General features: G+C 59.6%; 16 protein-coding genes and 2 pseudogenes. 13 read left to right on the top strand and 5 right to left on the bottom strand.

Translation table 11 applies throughout. The annotated features are described in order from the left end of the window. The first annotated feature begins 13 nt into the window (after positions 1 to 13). From MUBE_RS05025 to MUBE_RS17270, 5 genes are all read left to right on the top strand, one after another. Positions 14 to 1708 (top strand): bifunctional uroporphyrinogen-III C-methyltransferase/uroporphyrinogen-III synthase, encoded by a 1695-nt coding sequence (locus MUBE_RS05025; protein ID WP_116539714.1) that lies wholly within the window; start codon positions 14 to 16, stop codon positions 1706 to 1708. A gap of 81 nt (positions 1709 to 1789) precedes the next feature. Beyond that, positions 1790 to 2779, top strand: a complete 990-nt coding sequence (gene hemB / locus MUBE_RS05020) for a porphobilinogen synthase (protein WP_116539807.1) — start codon at positions 1790 to 1792, stop codon at positions 2777 to 2779. Between the two features lie 37 nt (positions 2780 to 2816). After that, positions 2817 to 3368: a DUF3093 domain-containing protein gene (locus tag MUBE_RS05015; protein ID WP_207801664.1), complete on the top strand. Its 552-nt coding sequence runs from the start codon at positions 2817 to 2819 to the stop codon at positions 3366 to 3368. Beyond that, on the top strand, positions 3365 to 3604 hold the full coding sequence (locus tag MUBE_RS05010) for a hypothetical protein (RefSeq protein ID WP_116539713.1): 240 nt from the start codon (positions 3365 to 3367) through the stop codon (positions 3602 to 3604). Before MUBE_RS05015 ends, MUBE_RS05010 begins: the two co-directional genes overlap by 4 nt. A 512-nt stretch (positions 3605 to 4116) precedes the next feature. Then, positions 4117 to 4362: a hypothetical protein gene (locus MUBE_RS17270; RefSeq protein ID WP_243632834.1), complete on the top strand. Its 246-nt coding sequence runs from the start codon at positions 4117 to 4119 to the stop codon at positions 4360 to 4362. 13 nt (positions 4363 to 4375) lie between these two features. On the opposite strand, the gene MUBE_RS17265 is transcribed toward MUBE_RS17270, so the two are convergent. After that, positions 4376 to 4528, bottom strand: a complete 153-nt coding sequence (locus MUBE_RS17265) for a hypothetical protein (RefSeq protein ID WP_243632833.1) — start codon at positions 4526 to 4528, stop codon at positions 4376 to 4378. Positions 4529 to 4977: 449 nt separating this feature from the next. On the opposite strand from MUBE_RS17265, the gene MUBE_RS15100 reads away from it, so the two are divergent. Beyond that, positions 4978 to 5283 carry a hypothetical protein gene (locus MUBE_RS15100; RefSeq protein ID WP_133297053.1) on the top strand — a complete coding sequence of 102 codons (306 nt, stop codon included), beginning with the start codon at positions 4978 to 4980 and terminating at the stop codon, positions 5281 to 5283. Between the two features lie 375 nt (positions 5284 to 5658). Beyond that, positions 5659 to 6432, top strand: a pseudogene (locus tag MUBE_RS17260) (amino acid permease). A gap of 669 nt (positions 6433 to 7101) precedes the next feature. Here MUBE_RS17260 and MUBE_RS20705 read toward each other — a convergent pair. From MUBE_RS20705 to MUBE_RS04975, 4 genes and pseudogenes are all read right to left on the bottom strand, one after another. Beyond that, the gene (locus MUBE_RS20705; RefSeq protein WP_481318829.1) at positions 7102 to 7311 is read right to left on the bottom strand and encodes a hypothetical protein; all 210 of its coding nucleotides are present in this window, start codon (positions 7309 to 7311) and stop codon (positions 7102 to 7104) included. 120 nt (positions 7312 to 7431) lie between these two features. Then, positions 7432 to 8630, bottom strand: a pseudogene (locus MUBE_RS17255) (ImmA/IrrE family metallo-endopeptidase). A 215-nt stretch (positions 8631 to 8845) separates the two neighbouring features. After that, positions 8846 to 8992: a type II toxin-antitoxin system RelE family toxin gene (locus MUBE_RS04985; protein WP_116539712.1), complete on the bottom strand. Its 147-nt coding sequence runs from the start codon at positions 8990 to 8992 to the stop codon at positions 8846 to 8848. Positions 8993 to 9415: 423 nt separating this feature from the next. Then, positions 9416 to 9808, bottom strand: coding sequence for a nitroreductase family deazaflavin-dependent oxidoreductase (locus tag MUBE_RS04975; protein ID WP_116539805.1), 393 nt, complete (start codon positions 9806 to 9808; stop codon positions 9416 to 9418). Positions 9809 to 9895: 87 nt separating this feature from the next. Between MUBE_RS04975 and hemL the strand changes: the two genes are divergently transcribed. From hemL to ccsB, 6 genes are read left to right on the top strand one after another with little or no spacing between them, the layout of a single operon-like run. Next, positions 9896 to 11242 carry a glutamate-1-semialdehyde 2,1-aminomutase gene (hemL, locus tag MUBE_RS04970; RefSeq protein WP_116539711.1) on the top strand — a complete coding sequence of 449 codons (1347 nt, stop codon included), beginning with the start codon at positions 9896 to 9898 and terminating at the stop codon, positions 11240 to 11242. Further along, positions 11242 to 11850 carry a histidine phosphatase family protein gene (locus tag MUBE_RS04965; RefSeq protein WP_116539710.1) on the top strand — a complete coding sequence of 203 codons (609 nt, stop codon included), beginning with the start codon at positions 11242 to 11244 and terminating at the stop codon, positions 11848 to 11850. The genes hemL and MUBE_RS04965 overlap by 1 nt, the downstream gene beginning before the upstream one ends. Before the next feature lie 53 nt (positions 11851 to 11903). Beyond that, positions 11904 to 12521 carry a TlpA disulfide reductase family protein gene (locus MUBE_RS04960; RefSeq protein WP_165849720.1) on the top strand — a complete coding sequence of 206 codons (618 nt, stop codon included), beginning with the start codon at positions 11904 to 11906 and terminating at the stop codon, positions 12519 to 12521. Continuing rightward, the gene (locus MUBE_RS04955) at positions 12518 to 13306 is read left to right on the top strand and encodes a cytochrome c biogenesis CcdA family protein (protein WP_116539708.1); all 789 of its coding nucleotides are present in this window, start codon (positions 12518 to 12520) and stop codon (positions 13304 to 13306) included. Before MUBE_RS04960 ends, MUBE_RS04955 begins: the two co-directional genes overlap by 4 nt. 38 nt (positions 13307 to 13344) lie before the next feature. Next, positions 13345 to 14943: a cytochrome c biogenesis protein ResB gene (locus tag MUBE_RS04950; RefSeq protein ID WP_165849719.1), complete on the top strand. Its 1599-nt coding sequence runs from the start codon at positions 13345 to 13347 to the stop codon at positions 14941 to 14943. Beyond that, on the top strand, positions 14940 to 15935 hold the full coding sequence (gene ccsB / locus MUBE_RS04945; RefSeq protein WP_116539706.1) for a c-type cytochrome biogenesis protein CcsB: 996 nt from the start codon (positions 14940 to 14942) through the stop codon (positions 15933 to 15935). Before MUBE_RS04950 ends, ccsB begins: the two co-directional genes overlap by 4 nt. Positions 15936 to 16210 lie beyond the last annotated feature (275 nt).

The following is a 16210-nucleotide window of genomic DNA, read 5'->3' as shown; positions in this document are numbered from 1 at the left end:
GGTGGGAGCGACAATGACGACGCGAGGGCGCAAGCCGAGGCCGGGCCGTATCATATTTGTGGGCGCTGGTCCAGGCGCCCCGGGATTACTAACTGCCCAAGCTGCCGCGGTGTTGGCAAACGCCGCCCTGGTTTTTATCGACCCCGATGTACCTGAGCCGGTACTGGCACTGATCGGCAAGGACCTGCCGCCAGTCTCTGGCCCGACGTCTGCCGCCCCGGCTGCTGTGACCGCCAGTGGCACTGCCGAGGGTGCTTCTGATAGGGATCACAACCAAACCGCACCGACGGTCATGTCCTGCAGCGCCGACATTCGCCCTGCGCTAGGTGATCCCGCTGAAGTCGCCAAGACTCTAACTACTGAGGCTCGTTCGGGCGTTGACGTGGTGCGGTTAGTGGCGGGTGATCCATTGACAGTGGACGCGGTCATCACCGAAGTGAACGCCTTGGCGCGTACTAATCTTTACGTCGAGATCGTGCCAGGCTTGGCCGCCAGCAGTGCTGTCCCGACCTACGCTGGACTACCTCTGGGTTCGTCGCACACGGTGGCTGATGTGCGTGGCGATGTGGACTGGGAAGCACTAGCAGCGGCTCCTGGGCCGCTGGTTCTGCAAGCCACAGCATCGCATCTGGCCGATGCGGCGCGTACCCTGATCGACCATGGGCTGGCCGACGCCACACCCTGCGTGGTGACCGCGCAGGGCACGACCTGCCAGCAACGTTCTGTCGAAACCACGCTGGAGGGATTGGCTGACCCGGCTGTCCTGGTTGGCACCGATGCCAAGCTGTCCCCCTCCGGGGGTGACCCGCTGGCCGGGCCGCTGGTGGTGACCATAGGCAAGACGGTGATCAGCCGGGCGAAGTTAAATTGGTGGGAGAGCCGCGCTCTATACGGTTGGACTGTGTTGGTGCCGCGCACCAAGGACCAGGCCAGTGAGATGAGCGAGCGGCTGGTGACGTACGGCGCGTTGCCAGTTGAGGTGCCGACTATCGCCGTCGAGCCGCCGCGCAGTCCCGCGCAGATGGAACGTGCCGTCAAGGGGTTGGTCGACGGCCGTTTCCAATGGGTGGTGTTCACGTCTACCAACGCGGTTCGTGCGGTGTGGGAGAAATTTGGCGAGTTCGGTCTGGATGCCCGCGCCTTTTCCGGGGTGAAGATTGCTTGCGTCGGAGAGACGACTGCAGACCGGGTCCGGGCTTTCGGGATCAGCCCGGAGCTAGTGCCGGCCGGGGAACAGTCGTCCCTCGGTCTGCTGGACGAATTCCCACCTTATGATACTGTCTTCGATCCGGTGAACCGTGTTTTGCTGCCGCGCGCTGACATCGCCACTGAAACGCTGGCCGAAGGACTGCGCGAGCGTGGCTGGGAGATTGAGGATGTCACTGCTTATCGGACGGTGCGGGCCGCACCGCCACCGGCGGCCACCCGGGAAATGATCAAAACGGGTGGCTTCGACGCGGTGTGCTTCACCTCCAGCTCCACAGTGCGTAACTTGATCGGTATTGCTGGCAAGCCCCACGCGCGGACTATCATTGCTTGTATCGGGCCTAAGACCGCTGAGACCGCCGCCGAGTTTGGCTTGCGGGTGGATGTTCAGCCCGATACCGCTGCGGGTGGCCCGTTGGTTGACGCCCTGGCCGAGCATGCTGCTCGGCTGCGTGCCGAAGGCGCGCTACCTCCGCCGCGCAAGAAGAGCCGCAGACGTTAGTGACTTCTCAATGGTTGAGTGTTCGTGTCTGTACGGCGATATGCCGACAGGGCTGGTATTGCATGGATGCTTGTGGCCACTATGAGTGGTAGCAGTTACCCGCGGCACCGACCGCGTCGGCTTCGTTCCACTCCTGCGATGCGCCGCCTAGTGGCGCAGACTTCTCTGGAGCCAAGGCATTTGGTCCTGCCGATGTTCGTCGCCGATGGTATCGACGAGCCGCGGCCGATTGCTTCCATGCCTGGCGTTGTGCAGCACACCCGGGATTCGCTGCGTCGTGCCGCCGTCGATGCTGTCGCTGCTGGAGTGGGTGGACTGAACCTGTTCGGCGTGCCGCGCGATCAAGATAAGGACGCAACCGGCTCGGTTGGGGTAGATCCCGACGGTATCCTCAACGTCGCTCTTTGTGACCTGGCCAAGGATCTTGGCGATGCCACCGTGTTGATGGTCGATACCTGCCTGGATGAGTTTACCGACCACGGGCATTGCGGCGTCCTTGACGAACGAGGTCGAGTGGACAACGATGCCACCGTGGCGTGGTACGTGGAAATGGCTGTGGCACAAGCGGAATCTGGTGCTCACGTGGTTGGTCCGAGCGGGATGATGGACGGTCAAGTAGGCGCGATCCGAGACGGACTGGACAGCGCTGGTTACACTGATATAGCGATCCTCGCTTACGCCGCGAAGTTTGCCTCGGCGTTCTACGGACCGTTCCGCGAGGCGGTGAATTGCAGTCTGTCCGGTGACCGGAGCACCTACCAGCAGGAACCAGGCAATGCCCGTGATGCGTTGCGCGAAATTGAGCTGGATATCGACAAGGGTGCAGACATCATCATGATCAAACCCGCTTTGGGGTACCTGGACGTCGTCGCTGCGGCGGCCAGTGTTTCGCCGGTGCCGGTGGCTGCGTATCAAGTTTCCGGGGAGTACGCGATGATTTGTGCTGCGGCCGCAAACAACTGGATTGACGAACGTGCCGCTGCGCTGGAGTCGTTGACGAGCATCCGGCGCGCTGGGGCAGATATTATACTCACGTACTGGGCAGTTGATGTGGCGGGTTGGCTTTCGTGACGATCCCATAAGTCACAATCACGAGATGGAACTGCAGATGACGTCAACGACGGAGACCAATCGCAAGCCGTTGTTTTATGAGCCCGGTGCCAGCTGGATTTGGCTGCTATCGGGACCGGTAGCAGCGACGTTCATGATCTTGATTGAAATCTGGAGCGGCGCTTCGGTGCAGCCGGTGATCCCGTTGATCTTTCTGGTTCTGGTGTCTGGATTTGTTGGTATCCAGGTAAAGGCGGCGCGGATCCATTACTCAGTCGAACTAACCGACGACGCTCTGCGTCAGGGTACTGAGACGATCCTCGTTGCCGAAATTGTGAAGATCTATCCGGAAGCCGAGAATGCACCGGCATCCGACAAGGAGCTGCAGCCATGGCAGTCGGCGCGGGCGCTTGGCGAATTGGCCGGAGTGCCGCGTGGCCGCATCGGCATCGGTCTTAAGCTCAACGGAGGGCGCACCGCACAAGCCTGGGCGCGTCATCATCGACCCTTTCGGGCGACACTGACTTCACTGGTCCACGAGCGTGTGGAACCCGCCCGAGTGGATAGCGCCGATGTCGGTGATGACGACAACAACGGGTCACCGAGGTGATTGCTCGTTATCGAGCGGTGATCGAACTCGTTCTGGCTTCTCTCATTTTCGTGGGCGCTCAGGTTAGCTGGTTGCGCTCACGTTACACGGTTCCCGTCGCGCCTATTGCAGACGGGTGGCCGACCCCAATGTCGGTGGTGTATGACCCTCAACAACTGCTACTGACCTTGTTGTTGGGAACGCTCTCCGGGATCCTGGGGGTGGTCGGCGTGGCCCGACTACTGTCCAAGCGCTAGTCGAAAAACTAAGCAGTGAAACGTCTTAGTCTTGTGCATGCCGTTCATAGGCCCAGCGCTCCAGCCGCTCCTGCAGCAGCACCAGGCCAAGCCCGGCAAGTGGCGTGACTGTCGATATGCAGACCAGCAGCGTCATCATCTCAAACCTCCCGCAACCTTTCAGTGGTAAGATCTTTCAGCGGTAAGACGAGTGGCTTGCGCCAGAAGTTCACTGCGGCAGCTGACAGTGGTCGTGAACGTATTGACTGGTCTCGGCCATCAGCCAGGGCGCGATCGGCTAGCTTGTCTATGACAAGTGCCAGCCACTGCTCGGATTATCCCGTCTAGCTCGCCGAATAGATGCTCTCACCAATACGAAATGCTGTGCCCGCCCAGAGAAGAAGCTGCCAGCTCAGCTGGTTGACGAATTGACGGGGGCTAAATAGAAGCTGTCGTTGGTGTCGCAAGTCCACCTGCAGGGGAATTGACGACAGCGCCGGCAGATCGACCACGCTGTTTGGCACCCAATCGTTGTGGCTATCAAACGCGCCGGGGTGCTGTCGGTGAATGAAGTGAACAATACTGGGGTGGTCGCGCAGATCCCGGCGGTCCGCGACGGCCCTAGCCGGGCGCCTAGCAGCAGCGTTCTGTATCCGCCCATTGACCAGGCCAGGAAACCCACCCGGATAGTGTCCATACCCATTGAGGACAGCATCGGTAGGAGTTCTTCGAGCACCATTGCGCCGGAGTCCACGCCGCATGCACGTCGGTGCCAGTAGGTATCGCCACCATCTATGCTGACCACGGCGAACGGCGGTCGCGACCCGCCTTAATTAGTTGAGCGAGCGCGCCCTCTACCCTAGCGTCGAGCATCATGTCTGTGTTTCCGCTCTTGCCGTGCAACGCAATAACTGGATTCAGCACCTCGGGCTTTCCCAGTGGCAAAGCGACAATCTAATTGGTCTTGGCGCCGTCACGAGCCGTGGAGATGCGTGGAGATGAACGAGTCGGTGAGTCTGGCCGGGTAGGGCGTTGCCCGACGTCGCGGACTCAAACGGGGCAGGATCCAAGGTTTGTGGCATGGCTTGCGGTTCGAGCGGATCCAGGATGGCACCCAAAGCCCACACATCAGCGGCTGCATCGCTAGTGCCAGCGCCCACAAGCCGTATCGCGCGGCGGTTCAGGTCAGGAACGCATAGCGTAATGCCGTGACGGCTGAGCTTTGCGGGTCGGGCTCAGCTGCACCCAAGGGCAATGTTATTCTACCCAGCATCTCAGGGTTGGCAGCGGTAGCGATAAAGTAGTTCGAATCCTGACAGGCGGCCAGTCAGTTTATTGTACCTTTACCCTAGTGGGCGTTTCTTAGGCCCCAAGGCCTGACAGGGGTCTGCGACATGTCGTTGCAGCCTAACGGTCACCTGAATTTGCGGTACCGCAACATACCCCACCCGACGGGTGTGTGCTTGTTGACCGCGGCCGTGGTGGTTGCTCTTGTCGCGATCTGCTCGCATGTGTCTAAAATCCTGAGCGCGGGACCGGTAACTGTCACAACGGTCCGCCATCTAGTGGTCATATTCCCACATGAGAAAGGCTCTTTTGACGACTCCTTCGGGACTGACCCCATGCCGCTAGCATTAATGGCCAACTATTCACTGCTAAACCGGACACCCCGCGGTAACGTCAGATTTGTTGATGCATAATCCCAACTCGGCGCATCTGATGTGTCTGGTCGAACCCGGTCAGCAGCTGATCTGCGATCAGCATAACTAATGCCAAACTGAGCAGTTGTCTGCCAATGGCAGTGCCATGGGTAATCCATCGGAGTTGCGACAAGGCCTGTCGTAGCGTCAGTTCAACATGAACACTACTGGCGGCGTGATTGACACTGGTTTGTTTGTTGGGTCTGGCGTAGTAAACCATGCGGCCGATCCCGTTGTATTCTTGACCTACATGGTGTGTGGTATGCCAACCAATTCTGGTGATTCGGATGCTCGGCAAGATGGTTGCCGCGAACCCTTTGCACGGGATAGTTCGCTGACTATGCAGGACAAACCCTCGGTGGCTGGGCCGGCTTCTTGGTTGGCTGGCTGTATTGGTACTTCTGGGTAGTCGTGGTCGGATTTGAGGCCATCGCCGGCGGTAAAGTCATCACCTATTGGTTTCATATGCTGTTGTGGTTGCCTGCGCTGATCCTGATGGCCATTATGACTGTGAACGAACTGTTCTCCATCATATCCTGTGGGGAGTTAAAATTTTATTTCGCCAGAATCAAAATCACTGCCATTAAGGTCTTTTGGGTGTCAGCCATGTTGTTCGTTCTCGGCCTGTGGTTACGTCGTCAACTGGAGTTATCCAACCTTGGTTCGCATGGCGGATCCTTCCCTAATGGGGTGAGGGCTGTCTTTGCCGCCATCGTGGTAGCGATCTTTTCCATGGTTGGTGTGGAAATCGCTACTATCGTCGCCGCTGAAACCCCAACTCGGAGAGCGCGGTACACTGCGCGGCCAACATCGTGGTTACTTCATATCATGGTGTTTTTCATCGGTTCAGTTTTTCTGCTGGTTGTGCTGCTGCCTTGGGAAGCTGTGCAGATCGGTGCCTAGTTCTATGTCGCTGCGTTCAAGCGGATAGGTATTCCCAGTGCGGATCAAATCATGAATGCGGTGGTGCTTACCGCCGTCCTGTCATGCTTAAATCCGGTCCTATACACTTTCTCGCGCATGCTGTCCGTGCCCGGCAGCTGGCCTCGAGAGGCGCCGGCTCAGCTGATTAAGCTCAGCCGGTGCGGGGTCCCGTATGTCGTGACCATGTGCTTGTCGATAGTAGGTCGTGATAGCGTTGGCTCGTAACCTGCGCCGTGTTCGCTTTCTTGCTCGACTTATTGGGCGTCATCGTCTTGTTCGCCTACTTGTCTAATTAAACTGCCCTACATTGTTCTTCTTGTTACTCGCTGCTGGATGCCGCCGGATAAGTTGCGGGTGCAATATGTTTTCTCCCAGTGCTTTCTATCTCCACCTTCGCTGACATCGTGGTTGTGCGAGTGTAAGTAGCCTTTGGTCGCAGCGCGCACGTCCAACTCTGACTCGGCCTGTTGTCGTGGGCCGTCGTGATTGCGTTGTACTTCCTCGTCAAATGGCGACGCGGATCGGTCGTACGCTAAATGTCACCGCACGGCAAAGCCAAGCCGGTAGTTAAGGAAAACGTCTGGGAAACTCAGTTATTAGAGAAATATTTCGAGCATCTGGACTGCAGCGACGCCCAGTATCGCCATCCATGACTGGTTCGATCCCAGCCGGGATCACCCAAGTAACAGCATTATCGGCCCACTGTGCAAAACGCCTGCACAACAACGACGCTATTCGACAACCACGCATTTATTCTCAGAATGTTCACCCCTGTGCCTCGATGTATTCTACATGATATTTAGGTACGGAACACCGAGTTCGTCGCATGCATCGGAGGTATTGGCTCGGTCATGTTCCTGGTTTCGTTCTCCTTGTCGACTACAGTTTCGCTGTTCACCATTGCGAATGCGATGACGAATGGATAGGCACTGCTTTGTTTGCCGACCTGTTTTCGAGATGTGGGTGCAGGATCAAAATTTGCGTGACGCTTTGCTGGATCGGGAGGCCGAGCATACAGAACAGGCCGGCTTGCGCGTCGTCCCACTGTTTGGCGTCGTCGTCGCTCCTGGTGAGTTCGCGCTGGACCTCATCAACTACTTGTATCGGACCGGTCGCGATGTAGTCTTCGTATCAAGGGTCATAGCGTACGGAACACTTTGGGCCGGAATAGGTAACGACGCCCATCGCGGATGACACTCGTATCGAACGAATAGATCACGGTAGTCAGATGACGCTCTGTAGCTCGGCTGACTCAGCCAAATGTGGAATCTAGGCTCGCCTTCGCATCCAAGTAGAATTGTGGCGGTGTTGCTGTCGATGATATGGCGCCAGTGGACGTCCACCACCGCCCGTACATACCCCTTACCGAGGTCGTGTACGGTATTCCTGTAACAGTTCTCGCCCGCCAGTCGACCGAGCCGCGTTTGGTTTCATCGTCGTATGCAGCGGTGAACTCGGTGTGGAGTTGGCGGTAGACCTCGATTGGAACGAGGTCGAGGGTGGCTTAGCCGACGTAGGAATGCCTCGGCGCTGACACCGAAGTACGCCGCGAACAGGCGCAGCGAGCCGTAGTCCGACGAGGACGGAATCTTGCGGTGAACAATGTATCTCGGGCCGGGCACGCATCGCAGCGGTAGGCATAAACACAGCGGTAGCAATGGCATTGCATCGCGCTTCTAACGACCGTTCTTGGCCGCGAGATCGATCGTAGAGGAGGGCATTACACACCTCTACCGTGTACGCAGGACAAGGTAAGTGAACTTATGCACCAACGAGAACAGGCGCGGGAGTGGGTGGTGGCTGCCGTTGAGGATGATCACTGGCACTGGCAGCATATCAATGTACAGACACATTCCGCGCATCTCACCTACTGCGACTTTGCTGCCGCGTGTCGCAAGCACGAGGACGTGCAATGTTTGATGGCAGCCACTCACGCATTCAGGTGCTCTTATGGGTCGGTTGACGCCACGGGGTTCGGCATCGGCTCGGCCCCCACTAGCGCCTCGCAGAGGGGCGAGCTTAACAATAGCGCTACTATAACGTAACTTGACACTGGCAGTTTCCATGCAACAGGCTTCTCATGCTCCTCTGTCTCGGCCAGCTCCAGTACGAAGTCTCGCTGCGTGTTCCCGATGACTGCTGATGCAGTTATCGGGAACACGCAGCATCGTCTAGTCAACCGGGAGTCCCGTAAAGTGTCGAATTCGTCGGGCGACTCAGACAGTAAAGACAGAAAAAACATCTCAAACGACCGCTTGTAGACCTCGGTAGTCTTGTGCAACTAGCGTGGTGGTCGACATGGTTTCGCCTGCTTCCCATATCCATACCCAGTCGTCAGGAACGCCGATTTTGCACGCGGTGGTGACCTCGATCAGACCACACGACTTGCGAGCCCATCGGAGCACAGAGGGCTGTACCGGCATAGGAATTGACGACGGCCTAGGTCGATGATGCCCTAGGGCACTCACAACCAACCGTCGAACCGCAGAGATTGATCGGCTTGGCGGGAGCGGTCGGCTCATCGAAGTATGAAGACTACATTGGTATGGCACCGAAGCCGATGTATTATGCCCACGCCGCCATTTATCGGGTGCAATGTCTATCCGCATGATTGAATTACATTGACTCCGGTGATTTGTTACGTCTCGTCATCGATCAGGTAGATTACGCGGTAGGAACCGCGACGTGCCCTGTAGTAATCGTGTAATGGTGTTCGGAGCTGCTTGCCAACTCGGTGAGGATTGTCGAGCAGTGGACCAATAATGAACTTGTATGTAGCGAACATCACTTATTCGGAAAGTCATTCAGCTAATTGTTTTTAGCGATCGACGCGATTATCAGTTCGTATTGTCGATAGGTCACGTCCTAGCTCGGTGTGCTTGCATTGCTGCGGCAAGGCTGTCCTGGTTTTCGCCTTCGCCACGGGCTAGCTCAGCGTCGGTCTCCCCAAGGGGGCAGAACACTGCTGGGTCGGAGAGCACCGCAATGGATTCTTCGAGTGACTCTAAGTCGTCGACGGCAAGAAGAACCGCTGTGGGACGTCAGTTCACTGTGACGGTGATCCATTCGTGCCGATCTCTGACGCGGACTACAAATAATTCCGACAGATGCGCCTTCGCCTCTGCTAGTGAGCTACCTGGGACTATAGTCATAAACAGGATCAGTCCTTCTTCCGAGGTCCAGAGGAGGTGATCCACATCGCTCGTTCTCACACCGTTCGTTCGAGCAGCACCGCTTGCTCGAACGGCAGACTCGTGAAAAGTCTCCGGCCGATGCGCACGTGCTGGGCAGCCTCGGCCTTAGTGACGACCTGAGGATCGGTGACGCCGTAGCTCTTACCGCTGTGGTGCATCCGCCCGCTTCCGGCGGCGGTTAGGTTCTTCAACCAGTCTCGGTCACGGCCGTAGGTCAGCAGGATCGCAAAGCCGGGTTGCCCATTGACGTCGGCGTGAAACACCATTAGAGGGGTTCGGTACAGCGTGCCGGATCGCCGCCCGACGTGCTCAAGAATGCCGTGCAGAGGCAGCCAACCAGCCCACAGCCGCTGAATGGGGTTGGTGACATGTCGGTTGAACCGGGCGAGCCATTCGGGTAGTTGCATACCGTTATCCAACTCGCCGGCGCGGACCGACTTCAAGCCTTACACCCTGTAGTTCAACGAGTCGCGGAGGCTGGAAAACTAGTTGCCATGGGTAGCATTGACCAGGCAACCGCATCGGCCGGACCAAATGCCCGCATCTCTGCGAAGCTGTTTGAGGACGCTTGCACTGTCATTCCCGGTGGGGTGAATTCCCCGGTACGCGCCTTCACCGCGGTCGGTGGTACCCCGCGCTTCATCACCGAAGGATGTGGCTGCTGGCTCACCGACGCCGACGGTAACCGTTACGTCGACCTGGTCTGCTCATGGGGCCCGATGATCCTCGGACATGCGTATCCCGCGGTCGTCAATGCCGTCACCAAGGCCGTCGCCTCCGGGTTGTCGTTCGGGGCGCCGACGCCAGTGGAGACGCAGCTGGCCGCTGAGATTGTCGGGCGAGTGGCACCCGTCCAGCGGATACGGTTTGTGAACTCCGGAACCGAAGCCACTATGAGTGCTGTCCGGTTGGCTCGCGGATTTACCGGTCGGGCCAAGATCATTAAGTTCTCCGGTTGCTATCACGGCCATATGGACGCACTGCTAGCTGACGCGGGCTCTGGAGTGGCGACACTGGGCTTGCCTTCCTCGCCAGGGGTTACTTTCGCCGCCGCGGCTGACACACTCGTATTGCCCTACAACGATATCGAGGCTGTTCGGCAGACGTTCGCTCGGTTAGGGGACCAGATCGCCGCGGTGATTACTGAAGCCAGTCCCGGCAATATGGGAGTGATCCCACCGGCACCTGGTTACAACGCGGCGCTGCGCGCGATCACCGCTGAACATGGTGCGCTACTGATCATCGACGAGGTGATGACCGGTTTCCGGGTCAGCCGAAGTGGTTGGTACGGAATCGATCCGGTCGCCGCTGATCTGTTCACCTTTGGCAAGGTAATGAGCGGCGGAATGCCGGCAGCCGCGTTCGGCGGGCGCGCCGAGGTGATGCAGCAGCTGGCACCGCTGGGGCCGGTGTATCAGGCCGGGACGTTGTCGGGTAACCCGGTGGCGATGGCCGCCGGTTTGACAACTTTGCGGGCCGCCGACGATGCCGTCTATGCCGCACTGGATCGCAACGCTGACCGGTTGGCCGCGCTGCTGTCCGAGGCGCTCACGCTTGCCGGCGTGCCACACCAGATTCCACGGGCCGGCAATATGTTAAGCGTGTTCTTCTCCGAAGCGCCAGTAACCGACTTTGCGTCCGCTCGCAGCAGCCAGATTTGGCGTTATCCGGCTTTCTTTCATGCCTTGATAGACGCAGGCGTCTACCCGCCGTGCAGTGCGTTCGAAGCGTGGTTTGTCTCGGCTGCTCTCGACGATGCCGCATTCGGCCGTATCGCCGAAGCACTTTCCTCCGCGGCACAAGCCGCAGCTGGTGTCGCCAACCGAAAGCGGGAGTCTTAATGGCTGAGCAAACCCGGGTGCATGTGGTGCGGCACGGCGAGGTGGACAACCCCACCGGGATCCTCTACGGTAGAATTCCTGGTTTTAGGCTGTCTAAGACGGGTAGAGCGCAAGCGATCGCGGTCGCCGATGCGTTGGCCGATTGCGATGTAGTAGCGGTAATCGCCTCCCCTCTGCAACGAGCGCAGGAGACCGCGGCGCCTATTGCTGACAAGCACAACCTGACCGTGGACACCGACCCCGATCTGATTGAATCGGTCAACTTCTTTGAGGGACGGAGCGTCGGTCCGGGCAGTGGAGCCTGGCGAGACCCGCGAGTATGGTGGCAGCTGCGCAATCCGTTCACCCCGTCGTGGGGGGAGTCCTACGTCAAGATCGCGGCCCGGATGACAACCGCGATAGGCAAGGCACGTGCCCGTGGAGTCGGACATGAGGTGGTATGCGTCAGCCATCAACTGCCGGTGTGGACACTGCGGCGACACCTGACCGGCAAGCGGCTCTGGCACGATCCGCGGCGCCGAGATTGCGCGCTGGCTTCTGTGACTACCTTCGTCTACGACGGCGACCGGCTGATCGACGTGGAGTATTTCCAGCCGGCGGGCACTTGACCGCGCCGACGACGATGCAGAGCGAAGCGATGCGGAGGAGTGGCGCCGTGATCATGTGGCGGCTGGCAATGGCTGGGGCAGTGTTAGCGGTGTTACTCACGGGCTGTCTGGGTCGCGATGCAGTAGTCCAAGGCGGTACCTTTGAATTTGTTTCGCCCGGCGGCAAGACCGATATCTTCTACGATCCGCCCGCGAGCCGCGGTCGCCCAGGGCCGCTTTCCGGGCCGGACCTGGTGGATAAAGCGTGCACACGGTCGTTGGACGTGGTACCCTTTGCGGGCCGGGTCGTCGTCATAAACATATGGGGGCAGTGGTGCGGGCCGTGCCGGGCTGAGGTGGCCCAGCTGCAGCAGGTCTATGACACCACCCGAGGTTTGGCGGTGTCCTTTCTGGGCATCGATGTTCGCGATAACAACCGCCAGGCGGCTCAGGATTTCGTCAACGACCGCCACGTCACGTTCCCTTCGATCTACGACCCGGCCATGCGGACCCTGATTGCTTTCGGCGGCAAATACCCGACCACCGTGATCCCGTCCACGTTGGTGCTGGACCGTCAGCACCGGGTTGCGGCGGTATTTTTGCGGGAGTTGCTTGCCGGAGATTTGCAACCCGTGGTAACTAGGGTGGCATACGAAACTGTGGTGGGGCAGCCACCGCGAGGAACGCCATGACCGGCTTCACCGAGATTGCCGCTGCGGGACCGCTGTTGGCGGCGCTAGGGGTGTGTGTGTTAGCGGGGCTGGTGTCGTTTGCCTCGCCGTGTGTGGTGCCGTTGGTGCCGGGTTATTTGTCGTATCTAGCAGCGATCGTTGGTGTCTCTGAAGACGAAGTGCAGTCAGCACCAAGTGCCATCAACGCTTCGCGTGCGGCCCGGTGGCGGGTGGCGGGATCTGTGGTGCTGTTCGTTGCCGGGTTCACTACGGTGTTCGTGCTCGACACCGTCACCGTCCTGGGGATGGCCACCATGCTGACTACTAATCAGGCGCTGCTGCAGCGGGTCGGGGGTGTGCTGACCATTGTGATGGGGCTGGTGTTTATGGGCTTGATCCCAGCCCTGCAGTTCCATGCCCGGTTCAGTCTGCGGCATTTGACGACGGTAGCGGGGGCGCCGGTGCTGGGTGCCGTATTCGCGCTCGGCTGGACGCCGTGCCTAGGGCCGACGTTGAGTGGGGTAATCACCGTCGCCGCGGCTACTGACGGTGCCAATGTTACCCGCGGAATCGTGCTGGTGATCGCCTATTGTGTGGGCCTAGGAATTCCGTTCGTGCTGCTAGCGTTCGGTTCGGTGCGGGCGGTGGCCGGCCTGGGATGGCTGCGGCAGCACAGCAGGGCTATCCAAGTCTTCGGTGGCATGCTGCTGATCGGGATCGGCGTGGCACTGATCGCCGGGCTGTGGGACGGCTTTGTTTCCTGGCTGCGGGATGTGGTCGTAAGTGACATGAAGGTGTCGATTTGACACAGGTTCTCATGCGGCTTGTAGCCCAGGTGCGTAACATCTGGCGCGCGTTGACCTCGATGGGCACTGCGTTAGTGCTGCTATTTTTGCTTGCGCTTGGTGCGATACCTGGTGCACTTCTGCCGCAGCGCAGCCTCAACGTCGGCAAGGTCGACGACTACCTGGCCGCCCACCCGGTGGTCGGCCCGTGGCTGAACCAGCTGCAGGCCTTCGATGTTTTCTCCAGCTTCTGGTTCACAGCCATCTGCGTGCTGCTGTTCGTGTCTCTCGTCGGTTGCCTGACTTCACGGATGATCGAGCATGCCCGTAGCTTGCGCGCCGCGCCGGTGGTCGCACCACGCAACCTGACCCGGCTGCCCAAGTATGCGTGCTTCGCTGCTAACGGTGATGCCGAGACCCTGGCGGACATTCTCATCGGCAGGCTGCGTGGCTGGCGCATCGCCACCCGCACTCAAGACGGCATAGTCTCCGAAACCGTAGAAGTGTCCGCTGAGAAAGGCTATCTGCGCGAATTCGGCAATCTGGTCTTTCACTTTTCGCTGCTGGGCCTGCTGGTCGCGGTGGCTGTCGGCAAACTGTTTGGGTACGAGGGCAGTGTTGTTGTCATCGCCGACGGCGGCCCCGGCTTCTGCTCGGCATCGCCGGCCGCGTTCGACTCGTTCCACGCTGGCAACACCGTAGACGGCACTTCGTTGCACCCGCTATGCATTCGGGTCAACGCCTTTACAGCACATTACTTGCCCTCGGGGCAGGCTACCTCGTTCGCCGCAGATATTGACTATCAGGACGGCCACGATCTGGCGGTGAATAGCTGGCGGCCTTACCGACTGGAGGTCAACCACCCACTGCGCGTCGCCGGTGATTGGGTGTACTTGCAGGGTCACGGTTACGCGCCCACCTTCACCGTGATATTCCCCGACGGACAGACACGCACGTCGACCGTGCAGTGGCGACCCGACAACTCGCAGACACTGTTGTCGTCGGGTGTGGCACGCATTGACCCGCCCGCGGGTAGCTATCCCAACGCGAGCGAGCGTCGTCGACATGAGATCGCGATCCAAGGTTTGTTGGCACCGACCGAGCAGTTCGATGGCACCCTGTTGTCGTCGCGTTTCCCGGCGCTGAACGCTCCCGCGGTAGCCATCGACATCTACTGTGGCGACACCGGCCTGGACAGCGGGCGGCCTCAGTCGTTGTTCACCCTGGATCCTCGGCTGATCGATCAGGGTCGGCTAACCGAAGTGAAACGGGTCAATCTGCGTGCCGGCGAACAAGTCCGGCTTGACCCAGGCCTGGGGTCCGGCACCGTGGTCCGCTTCGACGGGGCCGTACCGTTCGTCAACCTGCAGGTGTCGCATGATCCCGGCCAATTTTGGGTGCTTGTTTTCGCCATTGCGATGATGGCCGGACTGGTGGTGTCGCTGGTGATGCGTCGACGTCGGGTATGGGTGAGGCTCACTCCGGCGGTCGGTACGGTGAACGTCGAGCTAGGCGGCTTGGCGCGCACCGACAATTCCGGATGGGGCGACGAATTCGAGCGGTTGGTGGAGCGGCTATTGGCCGGGCTCGGCGAGCCCGTTACGGCTGAACGTACACACGTAGAGGCCAGAAGGAGTTCCCAGGTGGACGTCAAATGAACACCCTGTATGTCAATATCGGCCTGGCGCGCTACTCCGACTGGGCGTTCACCTCGGCCGTAGTGGTGCTAGTGGTCGCCCTGCTGCTGCTGGCTTACGAGCTGGCACACGTCGGCGGCAGCCGGGTAGTCAACCACGGGCGAGTGGTGGCTGGGTTGGTCACAGCCGACAGTGCGACTCCCGGCATCGTGATGGATGCTCCGCAACGATCGGTCGACGAGCGTGTCGGGCGGGCCGGGTTGGCCGTGGCTTACCTCGGCATCGGTCTGTTGCTGACGTGCATCGTGCTGCGCGGCCTAGCCACCCTGCGGTTGCCCTGGGGCAATATGTATGAGTTCATCAATCTGACTTGCTTCTCTGGGCTAGTCGCCGGCGCGATCGTGTTGCGTCGCCGGCAATATCGCCCGCTGTGGGTTTTCTTGTTGGTGCCGGTGCTGATCCTGCTCACGATTTCCGGGCGCTGGCTCTACGTCAATCCCGCACCGGTTATACCGGCGCTGCAGTCCTACTGGCTGCCCATCCACGTGTCAGTGGTCAGCCTCGGCTCGGGGGTTTTCCTGGTCGCCGGCATCGTCAACATCTTGTTCCTGCTGCGCACCTCGCGGTTGGCGGTCTCCGACCCAGAAGACGCTGAACGCAGTGGAAACGTGCTGGCCCGACTGGTGCGGCGATTCCCTGACGCGCAGACCCTGGATCAGATCGCCTATCGAACGACGATCTTTGCGTTTCCGGTGTTTGGTTTCGGGGTGATTTTCGGTGCGATCTGGGCCGAGGAAGTCTGGGGTAGGTACTGGGGCTGGGATCCCAAGGAGACGGTTTCTCTTGTCGCGTGGGTGGTATACGCGGCTTATTTACATGCCAGGTCGACTGCGGGATGGCGGGACAGCAGGGCAGCGTGGATCAACGTGGTCGGGTTTGTAGCCATGGTCTTCAACCTGTTTTTCGTTAACCTGGTGACTGTAGGCCTGCATTCGTATGCAGGAGTGGGCTGACTGTCCGTTGGCGGACGGCCTCATATACTGCAGCATAAGGGGAAGTTCACATGTCTGGGCATCCACCGGTGCAGATGCCCCGAACCCATGAGGGTCACAACGACGTCGACAATCCGACGACGCAGTTGCCGTCTCGGCAATACTCCGGCGACCCGCACAACGAATCCAGCAGCGCAGCACCGACCCGCACCTTTGCCGGGTTTCGCAGAGGGCGGTGGTCCCGGGGACCTGACCCGTGGGTCGCTACACTTTCATCAGCACTCGCATCGCTCTCC

Origin of the sequence: Mycobacterium uberis (genome assembly GCF_003408705.1) — a bacterium.
GTDB classification, from domain to species: Bacteria; Actinomycetota; Actinomycetes; order Mycobacteriales; family Mycobacteriaceae; genus Mycobacterium; species Mycobacterium uberis.
The sequence above is the reverse complement of the archived record's forward strand: the minus strand, read 5'-3'. Positions and strand labels throughout refer to the sequence as shown.

What these genes read in the sequence shown, in the direction of transcription:
- MUBE_RS05025 (WP_116539714.1), top strand. Translation starts at nt 14, where the DNA reads ATGACGACGCGAGGGCGCAAGCCGAGGCCGGGCCGTATCATATTTGTG.
- hemB (WP_116539807.1), top strand. Translation starts at nt 1,790, where the DNA reads ATGAGTGGTAGCAGTTACCCGCGGCACCGACCGCGTCGGCTTCGTTCC.
- MUBE_RS05015 (WP_207801664.1), top strand. Translation starts at nt 2,817, where the DNA reads ATGACGTCAACGACGGAGACCAATCGCAAGCCGTTGTTTTATGAGCCC.
- MUBE_RS15100 (WP_133297053.1), top strand. Translation starts at nt 4,978, where the DNA reads ATGTCGTTGCAGCCTAACGGTCACCTGAATTTGCGGTACCGCAACATA.
- MUBE_RS04985 (WP_116539712.1), bottom strand. Translation starts at nt 8,992, where the DNA reads ATGTTCGCTACATACAAGTTCATTATTGGTCCACTGCTCGACAATCCT.
- MUBE_RS04975 (WP_116539805.1), bottom strand. Translation starts at nt 9,808, where the DNA reads ATGCAACTACCCGAATGGCTCGCCCGGTTCAACCGACATGTCACCAAC.
- hemL (WP_116539711.1), top strand. Translation starts at nt 9,896, where the DNA reads ATGGGTAGCATTGACCAGGCAACCGCATCGGCCGGACCAAATGCCCGC.
- MUBE_RS04965 (WP_116539710.1), top strand. Translation starts at nt 11,242, where the DNA reads ATGGCTGAGCAAACCCGGGTGCATGTGGTGCGGCACGGCGAGGTGGAC.
- MUBE_RS04960 (WP_165849720.1), top strand. Translation starts at nt 11,904, where the DNA reads ATGTGGCGGCTGGCAATGGCTGGGGCAGTGTTAGCGGTGTTACTCACG.
- MUBE_RS04955 (WP_116539708.1), top strand. Translation starts at nt 12,518, where the DNA reads ATGACCGGCTTCACCGAGATTGCCGCTGCGGGACCGCTGTTGGCGGCG.
- ccsB (WP_116539706.1), top strand. Translation starts at nt 14,940, where the DNA reads ATGAACACCCTGTATGTCAATATCGGCCTGGCGCGCTACTCCGACTGG.